Genomic DNA, 23,910 nt, shown 5'->3' with positions numbered 1-23,910 from the left:
ACGCTCGCGCAATCGCCCCGTGATGTCGCCGTCTTACGCGGCCTCGGGATCCGAGCGATGAATGGCGATGCCTTCCATCGGGTCCGGCTCGGCGCGCCACGGCGCCCGCTCGATCATCCGCTGAGCGTCCGCATAACCCGCGTCCCAGCGACGGCGGATGCCATCCGCCGAAAAGTCGATGTCCTTGTGCAGATCGTCGTGCCCGAAGCTCGGCGCATCGAGTTCGATCACCTGCATCGTCGTGCCGCAGCCCCAGCTCAGCAGTTCCTTGACGGCGGCCGTGTCGCGCTGATCATCGGGCAGATGCTTGCCCAGCTCGCGGATCACGTGCCGCAGCCGGTGAATCTGCCGCTGCCGCTCCAGATGGCTTTCCGCGCGGCTCGAATACTGGATGTCGCGCTGACGGCTCATCGCTTCGCGGATGGATGCAGGCTCGGCGCCATGTGCGGGCCACAACTGCACGGTGAAGATCACGGAGCTATGCCGCGGCCGGTCATCGAGCACGGCTTCGAGCGGCGTATTCGAATAGATGCCGCCGTCCCAGTACGCTTCGCCGTCGATGCGCACGGACGGAAAGCCTGGCGGAAACGCGGCCGACGCCATCACGTGCCCGACATCGAGCGGCTCGTCGCGATTGGTGAAATAACGCATCTGCCCGCTGCCCACGCCGACCGTGCCGACGGTCAGGCGCGTCTCCTTGCCGTTCAGATAGTCGAAGTCGATCAGCGCAGCGAGCGTCTTGCGCAACGGCTCTGTGTGATAGAACGCGGCCTGCTCGATGCCGACGGGCGTATGCAGCGCGAGCCATGCATCGGCGCGCGGCGTGAAGAACGCGGGCAAGCCTTGCGACATGATCGACAGGTTGCGCAGCCACGCCTCGTAGCCGGGAATCCATGCGGCCCATGCGCTATCCAGCCAGGCGGGCACGGGCACACAGGCCGCGAGCCAGTTCGGCGCGTGCTGGCCCGTCCAGGTGACGCGCTCCCAGAATGCGCGCAGGCGGTTCATCCGGTCAGCGGGCCGGTTGCCCGCGATGATCGCACCGTTGATCGCGCCGATCGACGTGCCGATCACCCAGTCCGGTTCGATCCCGGCATCGTGCAGCGCTTCGAACACGCCCGCCTGATACGCACCCAGCGCGCCGCCGCCTTGCAGCACGAGCACTACCTGGGCATCGATGCCGGGATGCGCGGCGCCCCGGCGCGAGTCGTCTGCCGCGCGAGGCCGGGTAGATCCGCGCGATGCCGGCGCAGACTGCGCGGCCGCATGCACCGCCGTTTTCTTGACCATCGTGCGTCTCCGTTGAGAACCGAAGCGGTCGACTCAAAACTTGCGCCAGACCCAGGCGAAACCTCGAGGGCAACGCCGGCCGCAAGCAGTCACACGATAGCGCACCTTGATTTCGCGCGCACTTCAAGGCGCGCCCGCGGGCCGCCACACGGCAACGGATTCAACGGAAGCGGCCGTCACCTGCGCCGGCTGGTCCTCGCTTCGCGCTGGGCACCACGGCGGATACAATTTGCGCGCATCTGTTTTCGTCAGCACGGGCGGACTCTGGCAGGGCGCGAACACATCGATGCCTTCCGCGCGCCAATGAGCGCCTGCGGATCGCATCGTGTCGCTCCAGAGGCCGTTCAGTGCATACCGCTCATGGTCGGCAGCAGCTGGTGCGCGACTCGCATCGCGGCAGGCCCGATCAGCACGACGATCAGCGTCGGGAAGATGCAGAACATCAGCGGAAAAAGCAGCTTCAGCGCGATCTTCGCCGCCTGTTCCTCGGCGCGCAGACGGCGCCTGGTGCGCAGCGCGTCGATGAACACCCGCAGCGAATCGCCGACGCTCGTGCCGAAACGATCCGCCTGGATCAGCATCGACGTGAGCGTGTCGATGTCTTCGACGCCCGTGCGCAGTGCGAGATTGCGCAGCGCCTTGTCGCGCGCCGAACCCGCCCGCAACTCGAGCAGCACAAGTTCGAGTTCGTCCTTGAGCGCGCGGCTCTTCACGCCGATCTCTTCGGCGACGCGCTGCATGGCCGCATCCAGTCCGAGGCCCGCTTCGACGCACACGGTCATCAGATCGAGCGCGTCGGGCAGGTCTTCGAAGATCGTGCGCTGGCGGGCCTCGACCAGACGGCTCAGCACCACGTTCGGCAGATAAAAGCCGAGCGCGGCCATCGCGAGCGCCGCCACCAGCAGCAACTTGTCCCCGTCCGCGCCCGCCAGCAGCGTGATGCTGACCAGCGCGAGCGCGGGCAGCACAAGCGCGAGCAGCGTCTTTGCGGCGAAGTAGAGCGCGGGCGCGCTGTCGCTGCGCAAACCCGCATTCGCAAAGCGGCGCCGCAATGCCGACTTGTCCCAGTCGTCTTTCGGCAGTGACAGCCGCGCGACGTGATGCGACACTTTGGCGACCGTTTCCATCCATGCGGGGCTTTCGTCCTCCGCGACACCCGGCTCGCCCTCCATGCCGGCGACGCCCGAAGATGCAGCCGCGATGCCGTCGATACGGCGCTTCAGCGGATCGGGACGCAGCAGCGACATCGCCTTCCATGCCGCGCCGAACACGATCGCGAACATCGCGGTCAGCAAGAGAATCTGTTCGGTTTGCATGATCTCCCCCGTGTTTGTGTTGCTTGCGGTGTTTGGTTTGCTTGCGGTGTTTCGTCGACGTGACTCGCGCGGGTTACACGCAACTACACGCGGATCCGTACGGTCTTGCGCAGCCACAGCACACCGAGGGCCATCATCGACAGCGCGACACCCGCGATCTTCTGGCCCGTCTCGTCTTCCCAGAACACCTTGCAGTAGCCGGGATTCAGCACCGACAGCGCGGCGATCACGATGAACGGCAGCAGCCCAAGAATCCACGCCGACAGCCGGCCTTCCGCCGACAGCACGCGCACCTTGGCGAGCAGCTTGAGCCGCTCGCGAATGATGGTGGCGATGTTGCCGAGAATCTCCGCGAGGTTGCCGCCCGCTTCGCGCTGGATCAGCACGGCGATCACGAAGTAGCGTACGTCGTCGACGGGCACGCGGCTCACGAGGTTCATCAGCGCGTCGTTCATCGACACACCGCAATTGATCTCGTCGAATGCGATGCGGAATTCGCCGCCCAGCGGCTGCGGCAGCTCGTCGGCGACCATGCCGAGCGCAGCGGGAAACGAGTGGCCGGCGCGCAGTGCGCGGGCGATCAGATCGGCGGCGTCGGGCAACAGGCGCTCGAGCTGCACGACGCGCTTCGCGCGCCTGCTGCGCAGATACACGAGCGGCAGCAGCGCGGCGCCGCCCGCCACGGGCAGCGCGAGCACGACGGGCAGGCGCATCCCGCCCATGCCGAACAGCAGCCCGCCGAACGCACTCGCCGCCGAATAGCCAACGAAGCGGCCCACCGACCACGGCAGCCCCGACTGCTGCAGATACAGATCGAGCAGATGCACGCGCGGCACACGCATCAGCACGCGCGTGAAGGTCGGCGATTCACTCAGCAGACGCTGCTTCAGAATCGACATTTGCTCGCCGCTCACGTGACCGCCCGCCGACATCGCACGGATGCGCGCATCCATCCGCTTGACGACAGGGCCGTGCCGGCTGTTCCAGAACACGTACAGGCCCTCGATCAGCAGCACGATCGCGACGAAACCGAGAACGGCGAACGCCAGCAGTGTCGTATCCATGTCCGTCTCCGTGAACGTTCAGACTTCGTAGCGCCGCGACGGGTCGAACATCTGATCCGGCAACGCGAGACCGAACGCGGCAAGCCGGTCGGCGAACTTGGGCCGAACGCCCGTCGCGCAGAAGTAGCCTTTGACCGTGCCGTCTTCCGCCACACCCGTGCGCCTGAAGGTGAAGATCTCCTGCATGTTGATGATCTCGCCTTCCATCCCCGTGATTTCCTGGATGCTCATCAGCTTGCGGCGGCCATCCGTGAGGCGCGACGCCTGCACGACCACCGTAATCGCCGACGCGATCTGCTGACGCATCGCCTTGATCGGCATCGTCAGGCCCGCCATCCCCACCATGTTTTCGAGGCGCGTCAGGGCGTCGCGCGGGGTGTTCGCGTGCAGCGTCGCCATCGATCCTTCGTGGCCCGTGTTCATTGCGTGCAGCATGTCGAGCGCTTCCGCGCCGCGCACTTCGCCGAGCACGATGCGGTCTGGGCGCATCCGCAGCGCGTTCTTCACCAGCGAGCGCTGCGAGATTTCGCCCTTGCCTTCGATGTTCGGCGGCCGCGTTTCGAGCCGCAGCACATGTTCCTGGCGCAGTTGCAGTTCGGCGGCGTCTTCGATGGTGACAATGCGCTCGTCGTTGGGAATGAAGCCCGACAGCAGGTTGAGCAGGGTCGTCTTGCCGCTGCCCGTGCCGCCCGAGATCAGCACGTTCAGCTTCGCCTTGATCAGCGCTTCGAGCAGTTGCGCCATCGCGGGGGTGAAGGACTGGTTCTTCACCATGTCCTCCACTTTCAACGGATTCACGGCGAAGCGGCGGATCGACACGAGCGGCCCGTCGATCGCGGACGGCGGAATGATCGCGTTCACGCGCGAGCCGTCGGGCAACCGGGCGTCGACCATCGGCGTCGATTCGTCGATGCGCCGCCCCACCCGCGACACGATGCGCTCGATGATCTTCATCAGATGCGCGTCGTCGAAGAAGGTGATGTCGGTGCGCTCGAGCTTGCCGCGCCGCTCCACGTACACGTGCTGCGACGTGTTGACGAGAATGTCCGATACCGTAGGGTCGGCGAGCAGCGGTTCGAGCGGACCGAGGCCGAACATCTCGTCGTGCACGTCCTGCGCGAGACGCCGGCGTTCGATCTCGTTCATTGGAATCTTGTCTTCGTCGACAATGCGCTCGACCAGTTGCGCGAGTTCGCGCCTGATCTGCTCGGGCGTGAGGCGCTGCAGTTTGTCGAGTTCGACGCGGTCGATGATCTTCTCGTGCACGTTCATCTTCAGCTGCTGATACGCGCGCCGCGCGGCCATGCTCTCGGCGAAGCCGCCTGCTGCCGTCATGTCGGCAGCGGCTCCCGCCGCCGCGCCGTTGATCGACACACTCTGCAATCTCAGTTGATCGCGCAATGACATGATGAGGTTCCCCCGTTGCTGTGAGTTGGCGCGCGGCCCGTCAATGGCCCGTCTTCAGCTGCGGCACGTCGCGCGGCTTCGACGCGAACAGGCGCGCGAGGCCGCCCTTCTTCTCTTTCTGCGGCGCGGGCGACAGCATATGCGCGAAGGCCACGATGTCCTGCGCGAGCGCGCTGCCTTTCGCGACGCTCATGATGGGTAGCCCCTGATCGAGCGCCGCACCCGCCTGTTTGTCGTCGCGCGAAAAGCGATGCGCGATGCTCGTCCCGAAGCTCTGCTCGAACGCCTGCAGATCGACAGGGGCGTGCTTGTCGTACTGGTTCACGAGCACGCTGATCTTGCTGCTCGCGTAGCCAAGCTCGTTGAAGATGTCGAGCATGCGGCGGCCCGCGCGCAGATAGAGCACGCTCTGGCGCACCAGCATGCAGATGCGGTCGCTCTGGTCGAGCACGTGGATGGCGAGCGGATTGATACCGAGGCCCAGATCGACGATCACGGCGTCATACTGCGAGCGCGCGAGCGCCAGCACGCGTTCGAGCTGCGCGGGGCGCAGTTCGCCCGCCCGGATCGGATCGCCCGCGCCCGCGAGCACGTCGAAGTTGTCGTTCATGTGCATCACGCAGGCGTCGAAGAACGCGTTGTCGAGCCGGTCGATCTGCGCGCACAGATCGGCGAGCGTCGCGGCGGGCGTCTGGTCGGCCACCAGCAGGCTCGCGTCGGCGAACTGCTGGTTCACGTCGACGAGCAGCACGCGCTTGCCACGCTGCGTCGCGAGCGCGTGCGCGACGTTCATCGCGATGAAGGTGGTGCCCGTGCCGCCCTTGCACGACGTCAGCGACACGACGCGCCCTTCGCGCCGCGTGCCCGCCGTCTTCTTGCTCCACACATGCGACAGTTCGGCCGCGAAGGCGTGTGCGTCGAGCGGCCAGGGCAGCACGTGGCGCACGCCGGCGCGCATCGCCGCCATCAGCAGCGCCGTCGACGGCGCGGGCGTCACCAGCATGCAGTTCAGCTGCGGCATATGCGAGAGCGCTTCTTCGATCGACACCATGTCGTGCGGTTCGAGATCGACGTCGTCGACGATCAGCAGATCCGCCGACTTGATGTCCGCCGCATGCGCGCGCAACTGCGGCACCGAGCCGTGCTGCGCCCGCACGCGATGCGCGATGCCGCATCCTTCCAGCAACTGCTCGATCTTCTGCGAGCGGTCCGGACCCGATGAGATGAGGAGGATGTCGATCATGTTCAATCTCCGCGTGCGGGGCGTGTCGTGGGTTGGGTCGATCGCGCGCGCGTGTCGTGCGGCGGCGCGCGCGTCTTCGTCAGTTCACCGTTGCCATCAGTTCGAGCCGGGCAGGCCGACCGCGAACACGTTGACGGGCGGCGGCGGCGCCGTGAACGACTTCGCGTAGTTCTTCTGGATCGCCGAGGCCGTCACGCCGTCGACGCCCGCCACCGGGTCCGTGTTCATGCCTGCGTTCGGGTTGAGCGTCTGCATTTCCTTGATCTGCTGGACGGAACTGCCGAACGTCGCGTCCCAGTGCGGCGTCGAGGTCAGGCAGCCGCCGAGCGTCACGCTCGCTGCCGCGCACAGCGACGCGCGGATCAATGTCTGGATGGTTTTCATGTCGGTCTCCAGGGTTCGTCGGATGCGCGTCGCGCTTATTGGGTGCGGGCGCTGTCGCCGCTTTCGTGGGCTTGCTGCGTGGCAGGCTGCGCGGCGGGCGTTGCAGCGGCTGTCGTGGCCACTGCGGGCAGCGGCTGCGCAGTCACGCTCGCGGTCGGCACGGCTGCCGTATGCACGTCCGGAGGCTCGACGCGTGTGATGGGCGACGAACCGTCGCCGACGTTGCCATTGCCGTTATCGGGCGCACGCGGCGTGGCGGGTGCGCGGATCGCGTCCGACACCGGCTGCGTGCGCTCGGGCGCGGGCAAGGGCGTCGGCGCCGTCGTGCCTTGCGACGTGATGACGGGTGTCAGCACCACAGGCGCAGCCGATCCCGTCGTCGCGATCGGGCCGCCCCTGACGGGCATCGGCGACGGGATCGCATTGGCGGGCACGGCGGCGCCCGTCGACGGCGGCACGGCTTCGGCGGGCGCCTGCGGCTTCTTGCCTTCCATGTTGCCCGTGAAGAACACGCCGGCTTCCGTGACCTTGCCGAAGTGGTCGGTCGGCAGCGGGTAGTTCTGCGGCAGCGGCTTCGCGAGGCGCGGCGTCACCACGAACACAAGTTCGGTCTTGTCCTCCTGGAAGTTCGTGCTGCGGAACAGCGCGCCGAGCACGGGCACTTCGCCGAGTCCCGGCAGGCCCTTCAGCGTGCCCGTCACGTTGCTCTTCATCAGACCGCCGATCGCGAAGCTCTGGCCGTCGTACACCTGCAGCGTGGTCGACGCGCGGCGCGTGGTGATGAGGGGCAGCACGGCCGTCGTGCTGACCGTGCCCGCCGTGACGGCGACGCCTGTCGGCGACAGCTCCGACACTTCGGGCGACACCTTGAGATTGATGCGGCCGTTGTCGAGCACGGTCGGCGTGAAGGTCAGCCCAACGCCGAATGTCTCTTCCTGCAGGATGATCGTCGAGCCCGCCGCGCCGTTGCTTTGCGGCACGGGAATGAACACCCTCCCGCCCGCGAGGAAACTCGCTTCCTGGCCGCTGATCGCCATCAGGGTCGGCTCGGCAAGCACCTTGACGAGCTGGTCGGTCTTCTGCGCGTCGATCGCGAAGTTGAGCGGCTTGTTGTTCGCCTTCGAGCCGAGCAGCGCACCCATGCCGCCCGACAGGAAATCGGCCAGCAGTCCGAAGCTCCAGCTGCCCGTGCCGCCCTGAATGTTCGCGGCCATGCCGAGCTGGTCGATCAGCGTCTTCGACACTTCGGCCACTTTCACTTCGAGCATCACCTGCTGCGGCGCGGCCACGTGCATCATGTTGACGATGCGCTCGTTGTTGCCGTTGCCCGATGCGCCCGCCGGCTTAAGCACTGCGGGAATCATCGCGCCGCCCTGCGCGCCGCCCGCATTGGCGGGCGCGGCAACGGGGACGGGCGCCGCCTGGCGCGCCACATAGGCGCGCGCCAGCTCGACGATGCGCTCTGCCTTCACCGAGTCGGACACCGTCCCCGTCAGCACGAGCGTGTCGGCGGCCGCCTTGACCTGCACGCCCGACTCCTCCGGCATCAGCACGGCGAGCGTCTGCTGCAGGCCGCCGGGATCGGCGCCCACCGCGACGTCGATGACCGTGCACGAGCCGCTGCGGCCCTGCACGATCATGTTGGTCGTGCCGACATCGGTGCCGAGCAGATAGAGCGTTTGCGGCGACACGAGCATTGCCTGCACGATGGACGGATTGCCGACGGTGCGCGTCTTCACCGACTCGCGCACGTTGACCATCGTCGATTTGCCGATGGGAATCGTCACCGTCTGATGATCGGCAATCGCGCCCGTGCAGTTCGGGCCCTTGACGCCCTGCGCCACGCCCGCGGCAGCTGCGGGCGCCGCGCCGCTCATGCCGATCGTCAGATGCACGGCGCCGCCATTCGACGCCATGGTCATCGGCAGCGGCGCCTGACCCGCGGCCTCCTGGCTCGCGGCCTGCGCGGCGGGCATTGCCCACAGGCAGGCGCCCATCAATGCGCAGACGCTCGCCTGTATCAGATGCGCGCGGTGCGCAAACGGTGCGGCTTGCGTGCCGATGCGCGTCGGCCGCGCGGCTTGCTTCGTGTCGCGCCCACAGCTTGCCTGCGCGCGCTGGCTATCTCTCGCGTTCATGTCCTACCCCCGTATTGGCGCCGTCGTCTGGTCTCGACACGGCTTGCGCTTTCGCGTCTCTGTTCGTTCTGCTCAAAAACATTCCTGTCTGGTCTGCGATCCGTCGATCACGCTCACGCAGTTCGACGGCGCCCGCGCAACGACTTTGCGCACCACCGGCTTCGGCGCGGGGGCGGGTGCGGCGGGCGGCGCGGCGACGGGAATCTTCAGCAGCGTGGCCTTGGTCGCGCCCGCCGTCGACGTGTCCTGCGGGTCGACCTGATTGCGCAGCACGAGCGACAGCGAACCGATGCTGCGCGCGAGATCGATCTTCTCGGCCTGTTCGGGCGTGACTTCGAGCGTCACGGCATCGACGACCTTTGGCTTGGTTTCGTCGCGTCCCGCTTCCTGGGCCACGGCGAGCACGAGGATCTTTTCGAGCACGATCTTCGAGATGTTCTGATCGCGTCCCGACGCGCCGGCGCCTTCCCGGCTGGCGTTTTCCTTTTCGGTGTTGACCAGAATGTCGACGTAGTTGCCCGGCAGCGCAAAGCCTGCGACGCCGATCACATCGTTCACGCGCACCGTGATCGCACGCTTGCCTTCGTTGATGACGGCCGACAGGCCGCCCAGCGTGCCGACGGGCGAAAGCTTCGCCTCGAGCACGGGCTCGCCGCGCGACAGGCTCGCCTTCAGCACACGGCCTTCGAGCTTCTTCACATCGTTGAAGGTGCCGGGCGGCACGCTGCCGGCGGGCCAGTCGGACACCTTCAGCATCTCGGGCGAAACGCGCTGACCGAGGCTCATGTCGGCCGACGCGATCACCACCTTGGTCGTCGATGTCGACGTCTGCTGTACCATCCAGCGCGCCGCGAACACCACGGCGGCAAGACCGGCCGCCGTCGCGACGAGCAACATCACCAACGCGCGAGCGTTCTTCATGTCGTTCTCCTGACTCTCGCCGTCGGCGACGGCGCTTGGGATCGTGTTACGGAATTGCGCGGGTCAGTCCGTCAGATCGCGGTCGCCGTAGGGATCGCGATACTGCGGGCCGGACGCGTCATCGTCGTGCTCCAGCGCCGCGCGCGAAGGCGCGAGCGCCAGCGGTGCGGCCTGCCGGTGCGCGGCGGCCAGCGCGCGGCGTTGCGCTTCGCGCTTTGCTACCCATCGCGCGACCAGCAGTACGTCGATGAGCGCGAGCATCGTGTGTTCGCGTTGGCGGCGTCCCGCGGGCGTGAGCAGCGTGCGCTGGTGCAGATGGATCGCTGGGTTCGCCGTGCGGCGCAGTTGCGGCGCCGCGTCCACGTAGTTCGTCGTGTACGCGGTGGACGCGCCCGCCGTGCGGCGCGGCGGGCGGGCGTTGCCCGCCTGGTTTGCGCCGCCGCCGTTATCCGCCGGCGCGGAACGGCTTCCCCGTGCGTTGGCCGTCTTGCGGCCTGAATCTTTTGTCTTCATGACTACCCCCGTATCTGGCCGGCCTTCCCTCGAAGGCGCTTTCCAGGTGGACGACCCCGCGTCCACGCCCTGTTCCTGACTTTGCTTCGGGCCTTTCTGCGAAGGCTCGCTGCTATCTTTCTTCACCGCGTTTCTTCACCGCGTTTCTTCACTGCGGCTGCGTTCCGTACTGCGTGTTTCCTCGTCTCGAGCGACGGCTGTCTTCACCTGGTGTCCGCCGTTCGCCCGATGCTGTCTGCCTGATCGCGCGCTTGCCTTTCTTGTTGTCCTGCCCTGATTCGCCAGCTCGCGCCGTTGCTGCCCCTCGTTGCTGCTCCCCGTTACAGCGTCCCCGCCCGGTTCCGTTTTTCTTCTGTCCTGCCGTGCCGCCTTGTTCCGTTCCAGCGTCACACGCTCGCAAACAGCGCGAGCATCGTGCCGACTGCAATGGCCACTCCGTACGGCAAGGAGCCCGCCGTCGGCCGTCTGGTTCGCGTGCTCCCCGCGTGCGGCGTCCCGCCCGAAGGCATCCACACATCGGTCAGCGCCGCTGTCATGTTCTGCAACCCGGCGCGCATTTGCCCGTGGCGCAGCAGTTCGACGAGTGCCCAGACGCCGCCAACCGCGCAAACGGCCAGCGCCGCCTGGAACGCACCCGCACCGCCGCAGAAACATCCGACAGCCGCCATCAGCTTCACGTCGCCCGCACCCAGCATCCGCAACAGATAGCCAGGCATGAGCATCGCGCCGCCCGTCAGCGCGCCCACGACCCACAACGACATTCCGCTCGCCATGCCATGCAGCGCAGCTTGAACGGCCAGCCCCACGCCCAGCCCGATGACGACCAGCCAGTTCGGAATGCGCCGTGCGTGAAGGTCGTAGATGGCCGCGATCGCGACCAGCGCCAGCACGCAGGGGCCAACCGGAAAAGGCACGCCGTTCATCGAAAGCTCCGTTGGGTAAACCGAAAACGAGTGGAAAAGTCGCCGCCCTGCCAACGAACACGAGCCAGGGCGACGGTCGATGTCGGCGTTCAGCCCGTGATCGCCGCCAGCTTCGTCTGGATCGTGTTGAACACCGAGTTCAGACTGCCTCCGACGAGCCCGACCGTCGTGATGATGGCCACGGCGATCAGCCCCGCCAGCAGGCCGTATTCGATCGCCGACACGCCGTCTTCTTCGCCTAGAAACTGTTGGATCGCGTTCTTCATCGTTTCCTCCGGTAATGTGCGGTTTAGCGGTGCGGTCGCCGATCAGGGCTTCACGGCAGCCAGCTTCGTCTGAATCGTCGAGAAGACTGTGTTCAGATTGGTGCCGATCAGGCCGACCGTCGTAATGATGGCCACCGAGATCAAGCCGGCCAGCAGGCCGTATTCGATCGCCGACACGCCGTCTTCTTCGCGCAGGAACTGCTTGATTGCGTTCTTCATGATGTTTCCCCCGTAGAGAGTGAGATGTCACCTGGCCGCCGCGCCCCGTGCCCGTCGGCCTTCAAACCCGCCCGGCTGGACGGGGTACGTCGGGCTTGCGCCACGGGTGGAGTCGTCATGGTCGCGAATGGCCGTACGTCGTACGAACCATTCGCGCCACTTTCTGCCGACGTCCGCCCCCTTGGCTCCGCCGCCCCCACAGTCGCATCGGCAATCCCCGGCCGCGACTGCGAAGTGCTGTGCCGCTGCCGGAGACTTTCTCGAGTCTTGCTTTCCGGCTGCAGCGTTTCGTCTGACGGCTATATCGCAACGGGTGTGCCATGCGGGCGCAAACCCTTGTCGCGCCGTGATCCGGCTTCGCGAAGGCGGCGTTTTGCGGCGCCGCGCAGCCGGCGATGTTGCGAACGCGTAACGTCCATTCGATGCAACAAGACCCTGTTCGCCGGCCCCCGCAAGCGCTTCCACGCGGACGCGAAACCGCCGCGCCCGTCTGGAGATGCCCATGCAAGCAGGCTTTCGGTCGGAACTACCGGATGCCGATTGCGTGCGCGGCGCGCGGCCGGCCGATTGTCAAATGTGTCGCACAGTTGAGACGCGGGCGGCCGTTCCCCGGAAAAGCCGGCTCAGCCTTGCGACACATGGCGATCAGGCAGTAAGGCGGCGCCGCGCCGCGCGACGCGGCGCGCACGAAGGGTGTTTTAAGCATCGGTATAAATTGCCCGAAGCGTGCGTCCGCATCCAGATTTACGCTTATACAAAGGCCCTAACCTTTCATTTATCGTTGTTTTCACCTCGCGATTCGTGCGACGATAAATTCGTCCTGTCAAAATGGGCGCACGGCAAGAGCCATACGACATTGCGGCGCGCATGACCCGCATGTAGAAAAAAAAAGAAAACGACTCAGGTTCGACTCGCCGAACCCTCAATAGACCAACTGTTTTGCCGTAGTACAGGGATTACTGGCCGTGAGGCATCAGAGAACGATGCGCAAGGGCAACGTCCAACCGGGGGTAACATGAATTCCACTTGTACAACGGGCGCTTCGGACCGCGCCGTGCTTTGTGTGGCATCGCTGCCCGACGAAGCACTCGCGGCCTTCCTCGCCGATGCCGGATGGCATGTCGTGCACGCCAGAACCACGGCGGCGGCGGAGAAGCTGCTCGATCGCGGCGACATCAAGGTCGGCCTCATCGCGCTGCCCGACGACGTGACGCAGCAGCAGCTATCGGCGTTCGAGGCCTGCATGCGTCACGGCGAAGCGAACTGGATCGCGCAGATCGCGCCCGGCCACGCCAACGACGAGCTCACTAGCCGCTTCATCCTCGACTACTGCTTCGACTTCGTCACCGCCCCCTGCCTGAACGACCGGCTGATCTTCGCGCTCGGCCACGCGCACGGGCTGTCCAACCTGCGGCGCGCGAGCTTCCGGCCGCAGCCGTCGCTCGGCGCACACGGCATGGTCGGCCATTGCGAGCCGATGCAAAAGCTGTATCGGCGGATCGAAAAATGCGCGCAGACGGATGCGCCCGTGTTCATTGCGGGCGAATCGGGCACGGGCAAGGAACTGACCGCGCGTGCCGTGCACGACGGCTCGACGCGCGCGCAGCAGGCGTTCGTCGCGATCAATTGCGCGGCGATCCCGCCCACGCTGTTGCAGGCCGAACTGTTCGGCCATGAGCGCGGCGCCTTCACGGGCGCACTGCAACGCAAGATCGGGCGGATCGAACATGCGAATGGCGGCACGCTGTTCCTCGACGAAATCGGCGACATGCCGCACGAATGCCAGGCCGTGCTGCTGCGCTTCCTGCAGGAAGGGACCATCGAGCGCCTTGGCGGTAATACGCCCATCAAGGTGGACGTGCGCGTGATTTCGGCGACGCACGTGAATCTCGAAGCCGCCGTGAAGGACGGACGTTTCCGCGCGGACCTGTATCACCGGCTATGCGTGCTGAGGCTCGACGAACCGCCTCTGCGCGAGCGCGGCAATGACATCCGCCTGCTCGCCGACTATGCGCTCAGCATGTATCGCCAGGACGGCACGCACAAGATTCGCGGCTTCTCCAGCAGCGCGGTGGTCGCGCTGTCGAATTACGACTGGCCAGGCAACGTGCGCGAGCTGATCAATTGCGTGCGGCGCGCCGTCGTCATGGCGGAGGGCCGCTTCATCACGGAAGGGGATCTCGGCTTGCCGCAAGTGTCGAACGCGCGCACGCGCACGCTCGCCGAAATCCGCACGGCCGCGGAAATCGAAGCGATCGAAGACGCACTGCGAAGGCACGGGCACAACCTGTCGGGCGCAGCGGCCGACCTCGGCGTGTCGCGCGCGACGTTGTACCGGCTGATGAACGCGAACAGGATGAATCCCGACGCGAACCCGCTGCGTCCGGCGCGGCGCGCGGGCAGCGATGGCCGCACGGACGGTGTCGCGGACGGTGCCGACGGGGCGTCCGGCGCGGGCAATCGGGAAGACGAACAGGCGGGCTCGCCCCGGGCGCACGCCGTAGCGGCCGTATCGGCCGACTGAGTTTTTGCGCTTCCTTTTTGCGCTTCCTTTGCATGAGCGCTTCTTCGTTGGACGCTTCCTGAGCGTATTGCGGACACGCAGCCGTTCAGCACCACGCTGAACGGCTGCGCGCGTAATGTGTCCATTGCATTGTCAAACGCACTGCAATGGAGCCGACGCCGCTCATGTCCGACCGCGCTTCTCTCGACGGCACGCACCACACGCCGCACGCTTTCCCCGCCCAGGCCAGTCCCTGCGACGATCTCGCGATCCGCGCGCACGCGGCAGACGGGCTTGCGTGCCGCCACAAGCGGCTCGCCCTTGCCGCGACGATCCTCGGCTCCAGCATGGCGTTCATCGACGGCTCCGTCGTCAATGTCGCGCTCCCGTCCATCCAGAGCGAACTGGGTGCCAGCGTCGCGGCGATGCAGTGGGTCGTCAACGCGTATCTGCTGCTGCTCGGGTCGCTGGTGCTCGTCGGCGGCGCGATGGGCGACAAGCTCGGCCGGCGCACGGTGTTCGTCGCGGGCATCGTGCTGTTCACGGCGGCATCGGCGGCATGCGGGCTCGCGCCCGAATCCGGCGCGCTGATCGCAGCGCGCGCTGCACAGGGCGCGGGCGCTGCGCTGCTGGTGCCGAGCAGTCTCGCGATCATCGGCGCGGTGTTCGACGAGCGCGAGCGCGGCCGCGCAATCGGCACCTGGGCCGGTTTCGGCGCGATCACGTCGGCGCTCGGGCCTGTCGCGGGCGGCTGGCTCGTCGATGCGTTGTCGTGGCGCGCGATCTTCTATCTCAACGTGCCCATCGCGCTGCTCACGATCGCGCTGGCGCTGCCGTCCGTGCCGAACAGCCGCGATGCGCGTGCTACGCAGCGGCTCGACTGGGCGGGCGCGCTGACGGCGGCATTGGGGCTCGGCGCGCTGACCTACGGCCTCACGCTCGCGTCGTCGCACGGCTTCGACGATGAAATCGTGCTCGGCGCAATCGCGTGCGGGCTTGCGTTGTGCGCCGCGTTCATCGCGATCGAGGCGCGCAGCGCCGATCCGATGATGCCGCTCGATGTGTTTCATTCGCGAGATTTCAGCGGCGCGAACCTCGTCACGCTGCTGCTGTATTTCGGGCTTGGCGGCGCGCTGTTCTTCCTGCCGTTCACGCTGATCCGCGCGCACGGCTATACGGCGACGCAGGCAGGCGCGGCGCTCTTGCCCGTGCCCGTCGTGCTCGGCGTGCTGTCGCGCTTCACGGGCGGCCTCGCCGCGCGCTACGGCCCGCGCGTGCTGCTGACGGCGGGGCCCGTGATCGCGGCAGCCGGCTTCGCGCTGCTCGCGCTGCCTGGCTGGCTCGACATGGACCGGGTGCGCTACTGGACCAGCTACTTTCCCGCGCTCGCCGTGCTCGGCCTCGGCATGACGATCACGGTCGCGCCGCTGACGACCACGGTCATGACGTCCGTGGCCGCCGCGCGCACGGGCGTCGCGTCCGGCATCAACAACGCCGTGGCGCGGATCGCGAGCCTGCTGGCCATCGCCGTGCTCGGCATCGTTTTCGTCTGGTCGCACGACGCGGCGCTGTCCGCGCGGCTCGCACAGTTGCATATTCCAACCGATCTGCATCGCGCAGGCCAGTTGCTCGCGCCGGACACGATGGAAGGCGCCCATGCCGTGCCCGCCGCGATCGTCGACGCGCAGTCCGATGCGATCGACGTGGGCCTGCGCGCCGTCGCCCTGGTGTCGGCGCTATGCGCATTGCTGGGCGCCGCCTGCGCGGCCGCGACGATACGCGGGCAACGCCGTATGCCTGGCGGGTCGCGCTAGCGACGAACGCCATGCATCGATACTTCGCGCCAGCCTGAAACATTGCATGCGCCGCGTCGCGGATACTGACCGTCATGCATTCAACGACAACGAAGGAAGCCCGCCATGACGATCACCTGCTTCATCCGCTACCAGATCGATCCGTTCCAGCGCGACGCATTCACGGAATACGCGCAGAACTGGGCGGACATCATTCCCCGCTGCGGCGGCCATCTGCTCGGCTATTTCCTGCCGCATGAAGGGACCAGCGACATCGCGTGGGGCCTGATTGCATTCGACAGCCTCGCGGCCTACGAAGCGTATCGCGCCCGGCTGCGCACCGATCCTGCGTCGGTCGAAAACTTCCGCATGGCGCAGGCGAAACGTTTCATCTTGCGCGAAGAACGAACGTTCACGGAGGTCGTCGACGGGACGCTCGGCCGGCCTGCTCACGCCGTTCGCGACTGACGCGGCAACGGCGCCCGCCATTGCATCCGCACGACAACGCGGGCATCGCACGGCGGCGATACGCGATGGATGGACGGATTGCGCCCTTTGCGGAACTTATCGCGCGTTGCAGGGGTCGCTTTATTTTCAGTCGAATCGTGGTGGCTCCCCGCGCCGCATCGCGTCAAGCCGCACGCGCATCGCCGCCGCCCACCGCCCCTACATGCGCAAACTCCTCCTGATCTGTCTGCTCGCGCTGTTCTGCGCGCCCGCCTTCTCCGCCGTGACGGCCACGACCAGTGCGTCGGGCGCGTCCGCCACCACCGTCACGCTGACGCCTGAACAGGCCCGCCAGGCGCTGCAAGTGCTGAACGACCCTAAAAAGCGCGCGCAGATCGAAGACACACTCAACGCGATCGCCGCCGCTGGCGTGCTCGCGACGCCGCCCGCGCCCGCCTCGGGCGCCTCGGCGGCGGCCGCGACGGATGGCGCGTCGGGCGCCAGCATGGTCGCCGCGCTCAAGTCGAACGGGCTCGCGTCGCAACTGGTGCGCCAGGGCGCGCACTGGCTCAAGGCGGGCGGCATGACGGTCAGGCACTCGATCGCAGTGCTGCTCGATACGTCGTCGGCACGCTACTGGTGGACCGTGCAGCTCTCCGATGCACACGCGCGCGCGAAGGTGTTCGGCGTGCTGCTCGTGCTGGTCGGCACGCTGCTGCCAGCCATTGCGCTCGAATGGCTGGCGCGGCGTCTGCTGCGCCGCGCGCGCGCCGCGATCATCGCGCGCCGCGAAGCGCGCGAGGCACGCGACAAGGCGCGTGAAGCGGCTGCCGATGCGGCTTCAGGCGCCGCCGTCCAGGCCGATACGACTGCCGCAGTCCCGGCACAGCCGGCAGCGTCGATGTCGACGCCGCCTGCCTCGTCGTCGGGCCAGTCCGGCGCCCGCACGTCGAAGTCAGACAAGGCCGACGACGGGCAAAAAGAAGCGCGCAGCAAGCGTCAGGCGCAGCATCACTGGACCACGCTTCAGCGTCTGCCGAGTGCGGCGCTGCAACTGATCGTGCGGATGCTGCCGCTGGTCGTGTTCATCGCCGCTGCGAGCGCGCTGATGTCGTTCTTCACCGATGACGGCACGATTCAGGACGCGGCGCTGAACAGTATGATCGACCTGTACGTGATCTGCCGTGCGATCGTGATCGCCGCGGGCTTTTTCCTGCAACCGGACGCGCCCGGCCTGCGCCTGCTGCGCCTGCCCGATAGCTGGGCGCTCTTCATGCAGCGCTGGGTGATCCGCGTGGTCAGCGTGATCGGCGTGGGCGGCGCGCTGATCGAGATCGCCACCGCGCTCGGCCTGAGCGACGCGGCGCATCCGCCGCTCGTCAAGCTGCTCGCGCTGGTCGGTCACGTGATGGTGTCGATCATGATCCTGCAGTGCCGCGCGCCGATCTCGGCGCTGCTGCGCGAGCGCACAGGCGATACGTCGGGCGGCGCCCAGCGGCCGGTGACGGTCCTCGCGCACGGCCTGATCGACTTGTGGGCGTGGGTGGCCGTGTTCGTCGTGATGGCGCTGTGGTTCGTGTGGGCGCTCGACGTGCATAACGGCTACCGCACGCTGCTGCATCTTGGTGGCGTATCGCTCGCCGTGCTGGTGGCCGCGCGGGTCGTGTCGATCGTGCTGTTCGGCGCGCTTGGCCGGCTGTTCCGCGCCGAAGAAAGCGACGACAAGCGCTCACTGGTCCATCAGCATGCGTATCGCTACTATCCGCTGATCCGGCGCGTCGTCTCGACGCTCCTGGTGGTCGCCTGCGCGCTCGTACTGCTGCAGGTATGGGGCTTCGACGTGTGGCAGTTCTTCCGGCCCGGCGCGATCGGCCACCGGTTGACGTCGGCCGTCGTCACGATCTGCGTGGCGGCCGTGATTGCGCTGGTGGTCTGGGAAGTCGCGAACGTCTCGGTCGAAAAGCGCCTCGCGCAATGGACAAAGAGCGGCGACCTGGTGCGCGCCGCGCGCCTGCGCACGCTGGTGCCGATGCTGCGCACGGCGCTGTTCGTCGTGATCGCGCTGGTGGTCGTGCTGACGGGCCTGAGCGAACTCGGCGTGAACACGGCACCGCTGCTCGCGAGCGCGAGCATCTTCGGCGTCGCGCTCGGCTTCGGCTCGCAAAAGCTCGTCCAGGACTTCATCACGGGCATCTTCCTGCTGATGGAAAACGCGATGCAGGTCGGCGACTGGGTGACCCTCGCAGGCGTCTCGGGCACGGTCGAATATCTGTCGATCCGCACCGTGCGCCTGCGCGGCGGCGACGGCTCGCTATTCACCGTGCCGTTCAGTTCCGTTTCGACCGTGAACAACACGAACCGCGGACTCGGCAATGCCGCCGTCAGGGTCAGCATTGCGTATGGCGAGGACGTCGATCTCGCGATCGCCACGCTGAAGGAAATCGGCGCGGCGCTGCGCGAGGACGAGCAGTTCAAGAGCGGCATCCTGTCGGACTTCAGCTTCTGGGGCGTCGATGCCGTCGATGGCGCGTCGGTCACGCTCGCGGGCCAGATGCAGTGCCGCGACACCGCGCGTTGGGGCGTGCAGCGCGAATTCAACCGGCGCATCTTCGACACGTTCCGCGCGAAGGGCATCGAGATCGCGAATCCGCAGCGCAGCCTGCTGGTTTCGTCGGGCGCGGCTGGCAGCGGCTCGGCCTCGAACTCGAACGACGACGAACTCGAAGGGCCGCCGCGTCCGGCGGATAGGCGGGAAGGCGCGCAAGCGGAGCAGCCCTCGTCGAAGTCGGCGCGGCATTGAGCATGGAAGCAGACTTGCCGCCATCGTCATGACGAGTGCTCGATGCCCAGCAGCCGCGCATCGAGCAGACCGGCGAGCGCTTCGCCGCCCCGCTGCATCACGTAATCGTGGTTCCATTTGAAGAACGGGCGCGCGAGCGGCGCAACGAAGTTCATCCAGCCGCGCTTCGTGCGCACGCGCCATTCGTAGCGCACCACCGTCACGTCGCCGCGCGTCGAGAACTGCCAGCGCCCCGTGCCCTCGACATCGCCGCACGCTTGCCCTTCCAGCACCGCCAGCGGCTCGATGCGCGTCACGCGCATATCGAACGCGACGCGGTACGGCAAGCGCCCTTTCCAGGTGTAGCGATGCAACGCGCCGACGCCGTCGCTCGCACCAGGCTCCACTTCGATCACGCGCTCGACGCACGACCACCATTGCGGCCAGCGGGCGGGATCGTGGATCGCGTCCCACACGGCCTGCAACGGCGCGTCGACGCGCCAGATCGTCGTGAAGCGGTATTCGCTCGGGTGCACGGCGGGTCTCCCGTTCTTGTGCCGGCGCGGCACGCGAGGAAGCCGCTTACACCTTTATAGTTTTTGGGGCTCGCTTACGCCAAACGTTGTGGGAGACGCACCGCTTCACGGGTTCGACTCCCCTACGCCGACGCGAACCTCACGCGCGAGCCACCTTCCACCAGCGCGGCAACAGCCGCCTGACATCGGCGCGCGTATAGCGGTCGTCGATCAGATGCACGACGCCCGCATCGTGTTCGGTGCGGATCACGCGCCCCGCGGCCTGCACGACTTTCTGCATGCCCGGATACAGATACGCGTAGTCGTACCCGTTGCCGAACTGCTCATCGAACGTGCGGCGCATCTGTTCGTTGACCTCGTTCATCTGCGGCAAGCCGAGTGTCGCGATGAACGCGCCGATCAGCCGTTCGCCGACGAGATCGATGCCTTCGGAAAACGCGCCGCCCAGCACGGCGAAGCCGACACCCGCACCGTCCGCTGCGAAGCGCGCAAGGAATGCGTCGCGCGCCGTTTCGTCCATGCGCGGCGCCTGGGTCCAGATGGGCACGTGTGGATGCCGCTCGCGCATCGAATCGGCCACGCGCTGCAAATAGTCGAAGCTGCTCAGAAAGCCGAGATAATTGCCGGGACGCTCGGCGTATTGCTGTGCGATCAGATCGACGATCGGTTCGAGCGAACGCTCGCGGTCGCGCCAGCGCGTCGACACGCGATGTGCGACACGCACTTGCAGCTGCTCCGCCCTGAACGGCCCTTCAACGTCGAGCCAGCCCGTATCGTCGGGCAGACCGAGCATGTCGCGATAGAAGTGCTGCGGACTGAGCGTGCCCGAAAAGATAATCGTCGCGCGCGCGGCCGCGTAGCGCGGCTTGAGGAACGGCGCGGGTATCACGTTGCGCACGCAGATCGATGTCGCGGGCTTCGCGCGCGCCAAACCCGAATGCGAATCGAGCGACACGTCGACGATCGAGTGACCGCCGAACTGCTCGACGAGCGACATGAAATGCAGCGCATCGAAATAGAAACGCAGTGCGCTTTCGTCTACGGCTTGCGGCGCTTGCGCAAGGTGGTCGCCAATCGCTGCAATCAGATTCTGCACCGCCGACTGCAGCTTCGCAGGCACATCCGGCAGCACTTCATATGCCACGTTGCGCTCGCGGTTCAATGCATTCCATTCGCGGTTCAAACGGTCGAACGGCTTCTTCAATGTAGCGGGCGCGCTATGACGCGCGCCGCGAAACGCGGCTTGATCGAGCGTCGCGCTATACATGCGGCGCGCGCGATCGGGAAGATTGTGTGCTTCGTCGGCGAGCACGGCCACGCGCCAGCCATTCAGCTGCGTGAGCGCATACAGCATCGCGCTGCTGTCGAAGTAGTAGTTGTAATCGCCGATCACGACGTCGCACCAGCGCGCCATCTCCTGCGCGAGATAGTACGGACAGACGCCGTGCGCGAGCGCCGCTTCGCGCACGGCCGCCCGGTCGAGCGTGCGCGCCTGCAAGGCCCTGTCGCGCGCGGCGGGCAAGCGGTCGTAGAAGCCCCGCGCGAGCGGACACGATTCGCCGTCGCAGGATGCGTCGGGATGCTCGCAGGCCTTGTCGCGCGCGACCAGTTCGAGCGTGCGCACCGGCAGCGCGGCTTCGCTTCGATGCAGCGATTCGATCGCGTCGAGCGCGAGCGCGCGGCCCGGCGTCTTGGCCGTCAGAAAGAACACGCGGTCCAGATGATCCGCGCCGCACGCCTTGAGCAGCGGAAAAATCGTGCCGAGCGTCTTGCCGATACCCGTCGGCGCCTGCGCCATCAGACAGCGGCCGTCGCGCGCGGCACGGAACGCGGCCACCGAGAGTTCGCGCTGTCCGCTGCGAAATTCGCCGTACGGAAAGCGCAACGCGTTGAGCGCGGCATTGCGCGCGTTGCGATGCGCTTCTTCGTGCGCCGCCCAGGCAACGAAGCGCTCGCATTGATCCTCGAAGAACGCGCGCAACGAGGCCGCCGTATGCTGTTCCGTCAGCACCGTTTCCTTCTGGTCGCCGATATCGAAGTACACGAGCGCGACCGTCAATGCGTCGAGGCCGCGCGTCTCGCACAGCAGATGACCGTACACGCGCGCCTGCGCCCAATGCAGTGCGCGATGGTTCCCGGGCATCCGTTCAAGGTCGCCGCGATGCGTCTTGATCTCTTCGAGCCGGTTGAGCGCCGCGTCGTAGCCGTCGGCGCGGCCGCGCACGGTCAGCCCGCGATGCGCGCCCGTCAACGTGATTTCCGCCTCGTAGCCCGACGCGCGCCGCGCGGCCACGGCTTGATGCCCGGCGATGCCTTCCAGCGCCGAAGGCGCGGGCGTGAAGCGCAGATCGAGATCGCCGCGCCGCGCGGTGAACTCGCACAGCGTGCGCACCGCGACGACATACGTCATGCGGCCTCCGCGTCGGCTTCGCCGACGGGCGCGCCGTCCACGTTCTCTGTCCAGCGAACGTCGAGCACACGCACAGGCATGTCGTGCTGCACGCAGTACGCAAGCCAGCGGATCTGGTTATCCTGCAGACGATCGCCCGGTCCTTTTACTTCGATCAGTTCATAGCGCCGCTCGCGCGGCCAGAAGCGGATCAGGTCGGGCAAGCCCGAACGGTTTGCGCGAATATCGACGAGCAGCCGCTCGAACCATCGTTTCAGATGCGCGGCGGGCAGGCAATCGAGTGCAAGCGCCAGCAGGTCCGGCGTGAGTGCGCCCCAGAACACGAACGGCGACTGCAGCCCGGCTTTCGTTTCGAAGTGGCGCAGGATCGTTGCGCGATACGCGCCGCTCTCCAGTTGCGCGAGGCATGCGTCGAACTGCGCGGCGCGGCGTGCGCGAAAGTCGGGAGCGTGCAGATCGGCGGGACCGCGCTGGAAGGGGTGAAAGAACGCGCCCGGCACGGCCGCGAACACGGGCTCCCAGCACAGCAGGCCGAACAGGGAATTGATCAGCGCGTTTTCGACGTAATGCACGGGCGCGTCTTCCGTCGACAGATGGTCGCGCACCGCATACTCGACGGCGACGGGCTCCCGCGGACGCGTCAGTTCGAGCATGCCGCGCTGTACCGCACGCGCGCTCGCGGACTCGCGCACGGCAAGACCCAGCCGACGTTGCAGGCGCGGCACGATGCGCCCGAGACGCTGCTGCTCCTCTTCGCTTTCGGGAGCGGCCGACGCCTCAAGCGCCAACGCGAGCGCGGCCTCGTCGCGGCCGGCGCGCTCCAGCACGCGCATACGCCGATGCCGCGCGCCCGGCCATGCACAGCGCTCATAGACGCGTAGCGCGGCGTCCCAGTCGCGCCGCCGCTCCGCATGATGTCCGATCGCGAACAGCAGCTTCGCGCGGCGCAATGCGAGCCACGCGTTGTGCCGGGTATCGATGGCATCGACGGCTGCCAGCAGCGGCTCGAAGGCTTCGTCGCCGTACAGTTCGAGCGCCTCGCGGCATGCATGCAGCGCCAGATAGCAATCGACGTCCTCGCGCTGCTGAAATGCCCGCGACGACGACTCGAATGCGACGCGCTCGTACTGGAACACGCCCAGATCGGCGAGCACGAACTCGGACCAGTCCTGATGCAGATTGCCGAAGAACATCAGGCGAAAGCGCTCGCACACGGGCGCGACGAGCACGCGCAACGCGGCTTCGCCGGTTGCGGCAACCCACTCGCGATAACGTTTCGGCCGCGCATGCGCAGGATCCGCTGCACGCAACGCTTCGAGCCATTCGGCCTTGCGCAAGCCCCTGGTCGCGGGCGTTGCCGCAAACGCGCGCTGAAGCTCGGGACGCGTCGCGAGCCCGAACAGCTCGTCGAGCGACACGTCGGCATCGGCATCGACCCAGCCGAGCGCGGCGAGCGGCGCCGCCGCCTGCACGGGACAGCCGATTTCCGCATACGCGAGCCGCCCCGTGCGAAACAGCGCGCCCTTGCGCATCAGCATACGCACGAGCAGCGCACGCGAGACTTGCGGCAGACGCGTGTTGTCGCGCAGAAATGCAGCGAGAAAAGCCTGCTCGCCGTCGCTCAGCAGATCGGCGTAACGCTCGGCGATCCACGCGAGCGCGCGCTCGAAATTCGACAGGTAATAAAACGGATTGGGGGCGTCGGTCGGCACGGCTGTCGGACACTGAGAACTGTATATTTATACAGCCATCATAGCA

19 protein-coding genes are annotated in these 23,910 nt (G+C 66.9%); 4 read left to right on the top strand and 15 right to left on the bottom strand.

Annotated features, from left to right (window positions below; translation table 11 throughout):
* Positions 1-33 precede the first annotated feature (33 nt).
* The 12 genes from BPHY_RS26665 to BPHY_RS26605 all read right to left on the bottom strand — a co-directional run bounded on the left by BPHY_RS26665 (position 34) and on the right by BPHY_RS26605 (position 11,684).
* Positions 34-1,290: a patatin-like phospholipase family protein gene (locus BPHY_RS26665; RefSeq protein WP_012404569.1), complete on the bottom strand. Its 1,257-nt coding sequence runs from the start codon at positions 1,288-1,290 to the stop codon at positions 34-36.
* Between the two features lie 344 nt (positions 1,291-1,634).
* The gene (locus BPHY_RS26655; RefSeq protein WP_012404568.1) at positions 1,635-2,606 is read right to left on the bottom strand and encodes a type II secretion system F family protein; all 972 of its coding nucleotides are present in this window, start codon (positions 2,604-2,606) and stop codon (positions 1,635-1,637) included.
* Between the two features lie 83 nt (positions 2,607-2,689).
* Complete coding sequence (locus tag BPHY_RS26650) at positions 2,690-3,670, bottom strand: type II secretion system F family protein (protein WP_012404567.1); 981 nt, start codon at positions 3,668-3,670, stop codon at positions 2,690-2,692.
* An 18-nt stretch (positions 3,671-3,688) separates the two neighbouring features.
* Positions 3,689-5,077, bottom strand: a complete 1,389-nt coding sequence (locus tag BPHY_RS26645) for a CpaF family protein (RefSeq protein WP_012404566.1) — start codon at positions 5,075-5,077, stop codon at positions 3,689-3,691.
* Between the two features lie 40 nt (positions 5,078-5,117).
* Positions 5,118-6,320, bottom strand: a complete 1,203-nt coding sequence (locus BPHY_RS26640) for an AAA family ATPase (protein WP_012404565.1) — start codon at positions 6,318-6,320, stop codon at positions 5,118-5,120.
* Positions 6,321-6,416: 96 nt separating this feature from the next.
* Positions 6,417-6,704 (bottom strand): hypothetical protein, encoded by a 288-nt coding sequence (locus tag BPHY_RS26635; RefSeq protein WP_012404564.1) that lies wholly within the window; start codon positions 6,702-6,704, stop codon positions 6,417-6,419.
* 35 nt (positions 6,705-6,739) lie between these two features.
* Positions 6,740-8,842: a type II and III secretion system protein family protein gene (locus BPHY_RS26630; protein WP_012404563.1), complete on the bottom strand. Its 2,103-nt coding sequence runs from the start codon at positions 8,840-8,842 to the stop codon at positions 6,740-6,742.
* A gap of 72 nt (positions 8,843-8,914) precedes the next feature.
* Positions 8,915-9,763 carry a Flp pilus assembly protein CpaB gene (cpaB, locus tag BPHY_RS26625; RefSeq protein ID WP_012404562.1) on the bottom strand — a complete coding sequence of 283 codons (849 nt, stop codon included), beginning with the start codon at positions 9,761-9,763 and terminating at the stop codon, positions 8,915-8,917.
* 63 nt (positions 9,764-9,826) lie between these two features.
* On the bottom strand, positions 9,827-10,276 hold the full coding sequence (locus tag BPHY_RS26620) for a hypothetical protein (RefSeq protein ID WP_012404561.1): 450 nt from the start codon (positions 10,274-10,276) through the stop codon (positions 9,827-9,829).
* 386 nt (positions 10,277-10,662) lie between these two features.
* Complete coding sequence (locus tag BPHY_RS26615) at positions 10,663-11,199, bottom strand: A24 family peptidase (RefSeq protein ID WP_012404560.1); 537 nt, start codon at positions 11,197-11,199, stop codon at positions 10,663-10,665.
* 89 nt (positions 11,200-11,288) lie between these two features.
* Positions 11,289-11,465 (bottom strand): Flp family type IVb pilin, encoded by a 177-nt coding sequence (locus tag BPHY_RS26610; RefSeq protein ID WP_012404559.1) that lies wholly within the window; start codon positions 11,463-11,465, stop codon positions 11,289-11,291.
* A 42-nt stretch (positions 11,466-11,507) separates the two neighbouring features.
* Positions 11,508-11,684, bottom strand: a complete 177-nt coding sequence (locus tag BPHY_RS26605; RefSeq protein WP_012404558.1) for a Flp family type IVb pilin — start codon at positions 11,682-11,684, stop codon at positions 11,508-11,510.
* A 1,015-nt stretch (positions 11,685-12,699) separates the two neighbouring features.
* Between BPHY_RS26605 and BPHY_RS26595 the strand changes: the two genes are divergently transcribed.
* The 4 genes from BPHY_RS26595 (at position 12,700) to BPHY_RS26580 (ending at position 19,227) form a co-directional block, all read left to right on the top strand.
* A complete protein-coding gene (locus BPHY_RS26595; protein WP_012404556.1) occupies positions 12,700-14,208 on the top strand; it encodes a sigma-54 dependent transcriptional regulator in 1,509 nt (502 codons plus the stop codon).
* A gap of 164 nt (positions 14,209-14,372) precedes the next feature.
* Entirely contained in the window at positions 14,373-16,001 is a 1,629-nt protein-coding gene (locus tag BPHY_RS26590; RefSeq protein ID WP_012404555.1) for a DHA2 family efflux MFS transporter permease subunit, read from the top strand.
* A 105-nt stretch (positions 16,002-16,106) separates the two neighbouring features.
* Positions 16,107-16,448, top strand: coding sequence for an NIPSNAP family protein (locus BPHY_RS26585; protein WP_012404554.1), 342 nt, complete (start codon positions 16,107-16,109; stop codon positions 16,446-16,448).
* Between the two features lie 202 nt (positions 16,449-16,650).
* Positions 16,651-19,227, top strand: a complete 2,577-nt coding sequence (locus tag BPHY_RS26580; protein WP_012404553.1) for a mechanosensitive ion channel domain-containing protein — start codon at positions 16,651-16,653, stop codon at positions 19,225-19,227.
* Positions 19,228-19,253: 26 nt separating this feature from the next.
* Here BPHY_RS26580 and BPHY_RS26575 read toward each other — a convergent pair whose 3' ends face one another.
* The 3 genes from BPHY_RS26575 to BPHY_RS26565 form a co-directional block, all read right to left on the bottom strand.
* On the bottom strand, positions 19,254-19,742 hold the full coding sequence (locus BPHY_RS26575; protein WP_012404552.1) for an SRPBCC family protein: 489 nt from the start codon (positions 19,740-19,742) through the stop codon (positions 19,254-19,256).
* Between the two features lie 139 nt (positions 19,743-19,881).
* Positions 19,882-22,152, bottom strand: a complete 2,271-nt coding sequence (locus tag BPHY_RS26570; protein ID WP_012404551.1) for an ATP-dependent DNA helicase — start codon at positions 22,150-22,152, stop codon at positions 19,882-19,884.
* Positions 22,149-23,864 (bottom strand): VRR-NUC domain-containing protein, encoded by a 1,716-nt coding sequence (locus BPHY_RS26565; RefSeq protein ID WP_012404550.1) that lies wholly within the window; start codon positions 23,862-23,864, stop codon positions 22,149-22,151. The genes BPHY_RS26570 and BPHY_RS26565 overlap by 4 nt, the downstream gene beginning before the upstream one ends.
* Between the last annotated feature and the right edge of the window lie 46 nt (positions 23,865-23,910).

The sequence above is a fragment of the Paraburkholderia phymatum STM815 genome, assembly GCF_000020045.1.
Classification (GTDB): domain Bacteria; phylum Pseudomonadota; class Gammaproteobacteria; order Burkholderiales; family Burkholderiaceae; genus Paraburkholderia; species Paraburkholderia phymatum.
The sequence above is the reverse complement of the archived record's forward strand: the minus strand, read 5'-3'. Positions and strand labels throughout refer to the sequence as shown.

What these genes read in the sequence shown, in the direction of transcription:
- BPHY_RS26665 (WP_012404569.1), bottom strand. Translation starts at nt 1,290, where the DNA reads ATGGTCAAGAAAACGGCGGTGCATGCGGCCGCGCAGTCTGCGCCGGCA.
- BPHY_RS26655 (WP_012404568.1), bottom strand. Translation starts at nt 2,606, where the DNA reads ATGCAAACCGAACAGATTCTCTTGCTGACCGCGATGTTCGCGATCGTG.
- BPHY_RS26650 (WP_012404567.1), bottom strand. Translation starts at nt 3,670, where the DNA reads ATGGATACGACACTGCTGGCGTTCGCCGTTCTCGGTTTCGTCGCGATC.
- BPHY_RS26645 (WP_012404566.1), bottom strand. Translation starts at nt 5,077, where the DNA reads ATGTCATTGCGCGATCAACTGAGATTGCAGAGTGTGTCGATCAACGGC.
- BPHY_RS26640 (WP_012404565.1), bottom strand. Translation starts at nt 6,320, where the DNA reads ATGATCGACATCCTCCTCATCTCATCGGGTCCGGACCGCTCGCAGAAG.
- BPHY_RS26635 (WP_012404564.1), bottom strand. Translation starts at nt 6,704, where the DNA reads ATGAAAACCATCCAGACATTGATCCGCGCGTCGCTGTGCGCGGCAGCG.
- BPHY_RS26630 (WP_012404563.1), bottom strand. Translation starts at nt 8,842, where the DNA reads ATGAACGCGAGAGATAGCCAGCGCGCGCAGGCAAGCTGTGGGCGCGAC.
- cpaB (WP_012404562.1), bottom strand. Translation starts at nt 9,763, where the DNA reads ATGAAGAACGCTCGCGCGTTGGTGATGTTGCTCGTCGCGACGGCGGCC.
- BPHY_RS26620 (WP_012404561.1), bottom strand. Translation starts at nt 10,276, where the DNA reads ATGAAGACAAAAGATTCAGGCCGCAAGACGGCCAACGCACGGGGAAGC.
- BPHY_RS26615 (WP_012404560.1), bottom strand. Translation starts at nt 11,199, where the DNA reads ATGAACGGCGTGCCTTTTCCGGTTGGCCCCTGCGTGCTGGCGCTGGTC.
- BPHY_RS26610 (WP_012404559.1), bottom strand. Translation starts at nt 11,465, where the DNA reads ATGAAGAACGCGATCCAACAGTTTCTAGGCGAAGAAGACGGCGTGTCG.
- BPHY_RS26605 (WP_012404558.1), bottom strand. Translation starts at nt 11,684, where the DNA reads ATGAAGAACGCAATCAAGCAGTTCCTGCGCGAAGAAGACGGCGTGTCG.
- BPHY_RS26595 (WP_012404556.1), top strand. Translation starts at nt 12,700, where the DNA reads ATGAATTCCACTTGTACAACGGGCGCTTCGGACCGCGCCGTGCTTTGT.
- BPHY_RS26590 (WP_012404555.1), top strand. Translation starts at nt 14,373, where the DNA reads ATGTCCGACCGCGCTTCTCTCGACGGCACGCACCACACGCCGCACGCT.
- BPHY_RS26585 (WP_012404554.1), top strand. Translation starts at nt 16,107, where the DNA reads ATGACGATCACCTGCTTCATCCGCTACCAGATCGATCCGTTCCAGCGC.
- BPHY_RS26580 (WP_012404553.1), top strand. Translation starts at nt 16,651, where the DNA reads ATGCGCAAACTCCTCCTGATCTGTCTGCTCGCGCTGTTCTGCGCGCCC.
- BPHY_RS26570 (WP_012404551.1), bottom strand. Translation starts at nt 22,152, where the DNA reads ATGACGTATGTCGTCGCGGTGCGCACGCTGTGCGAGTTCACCGCGCGG.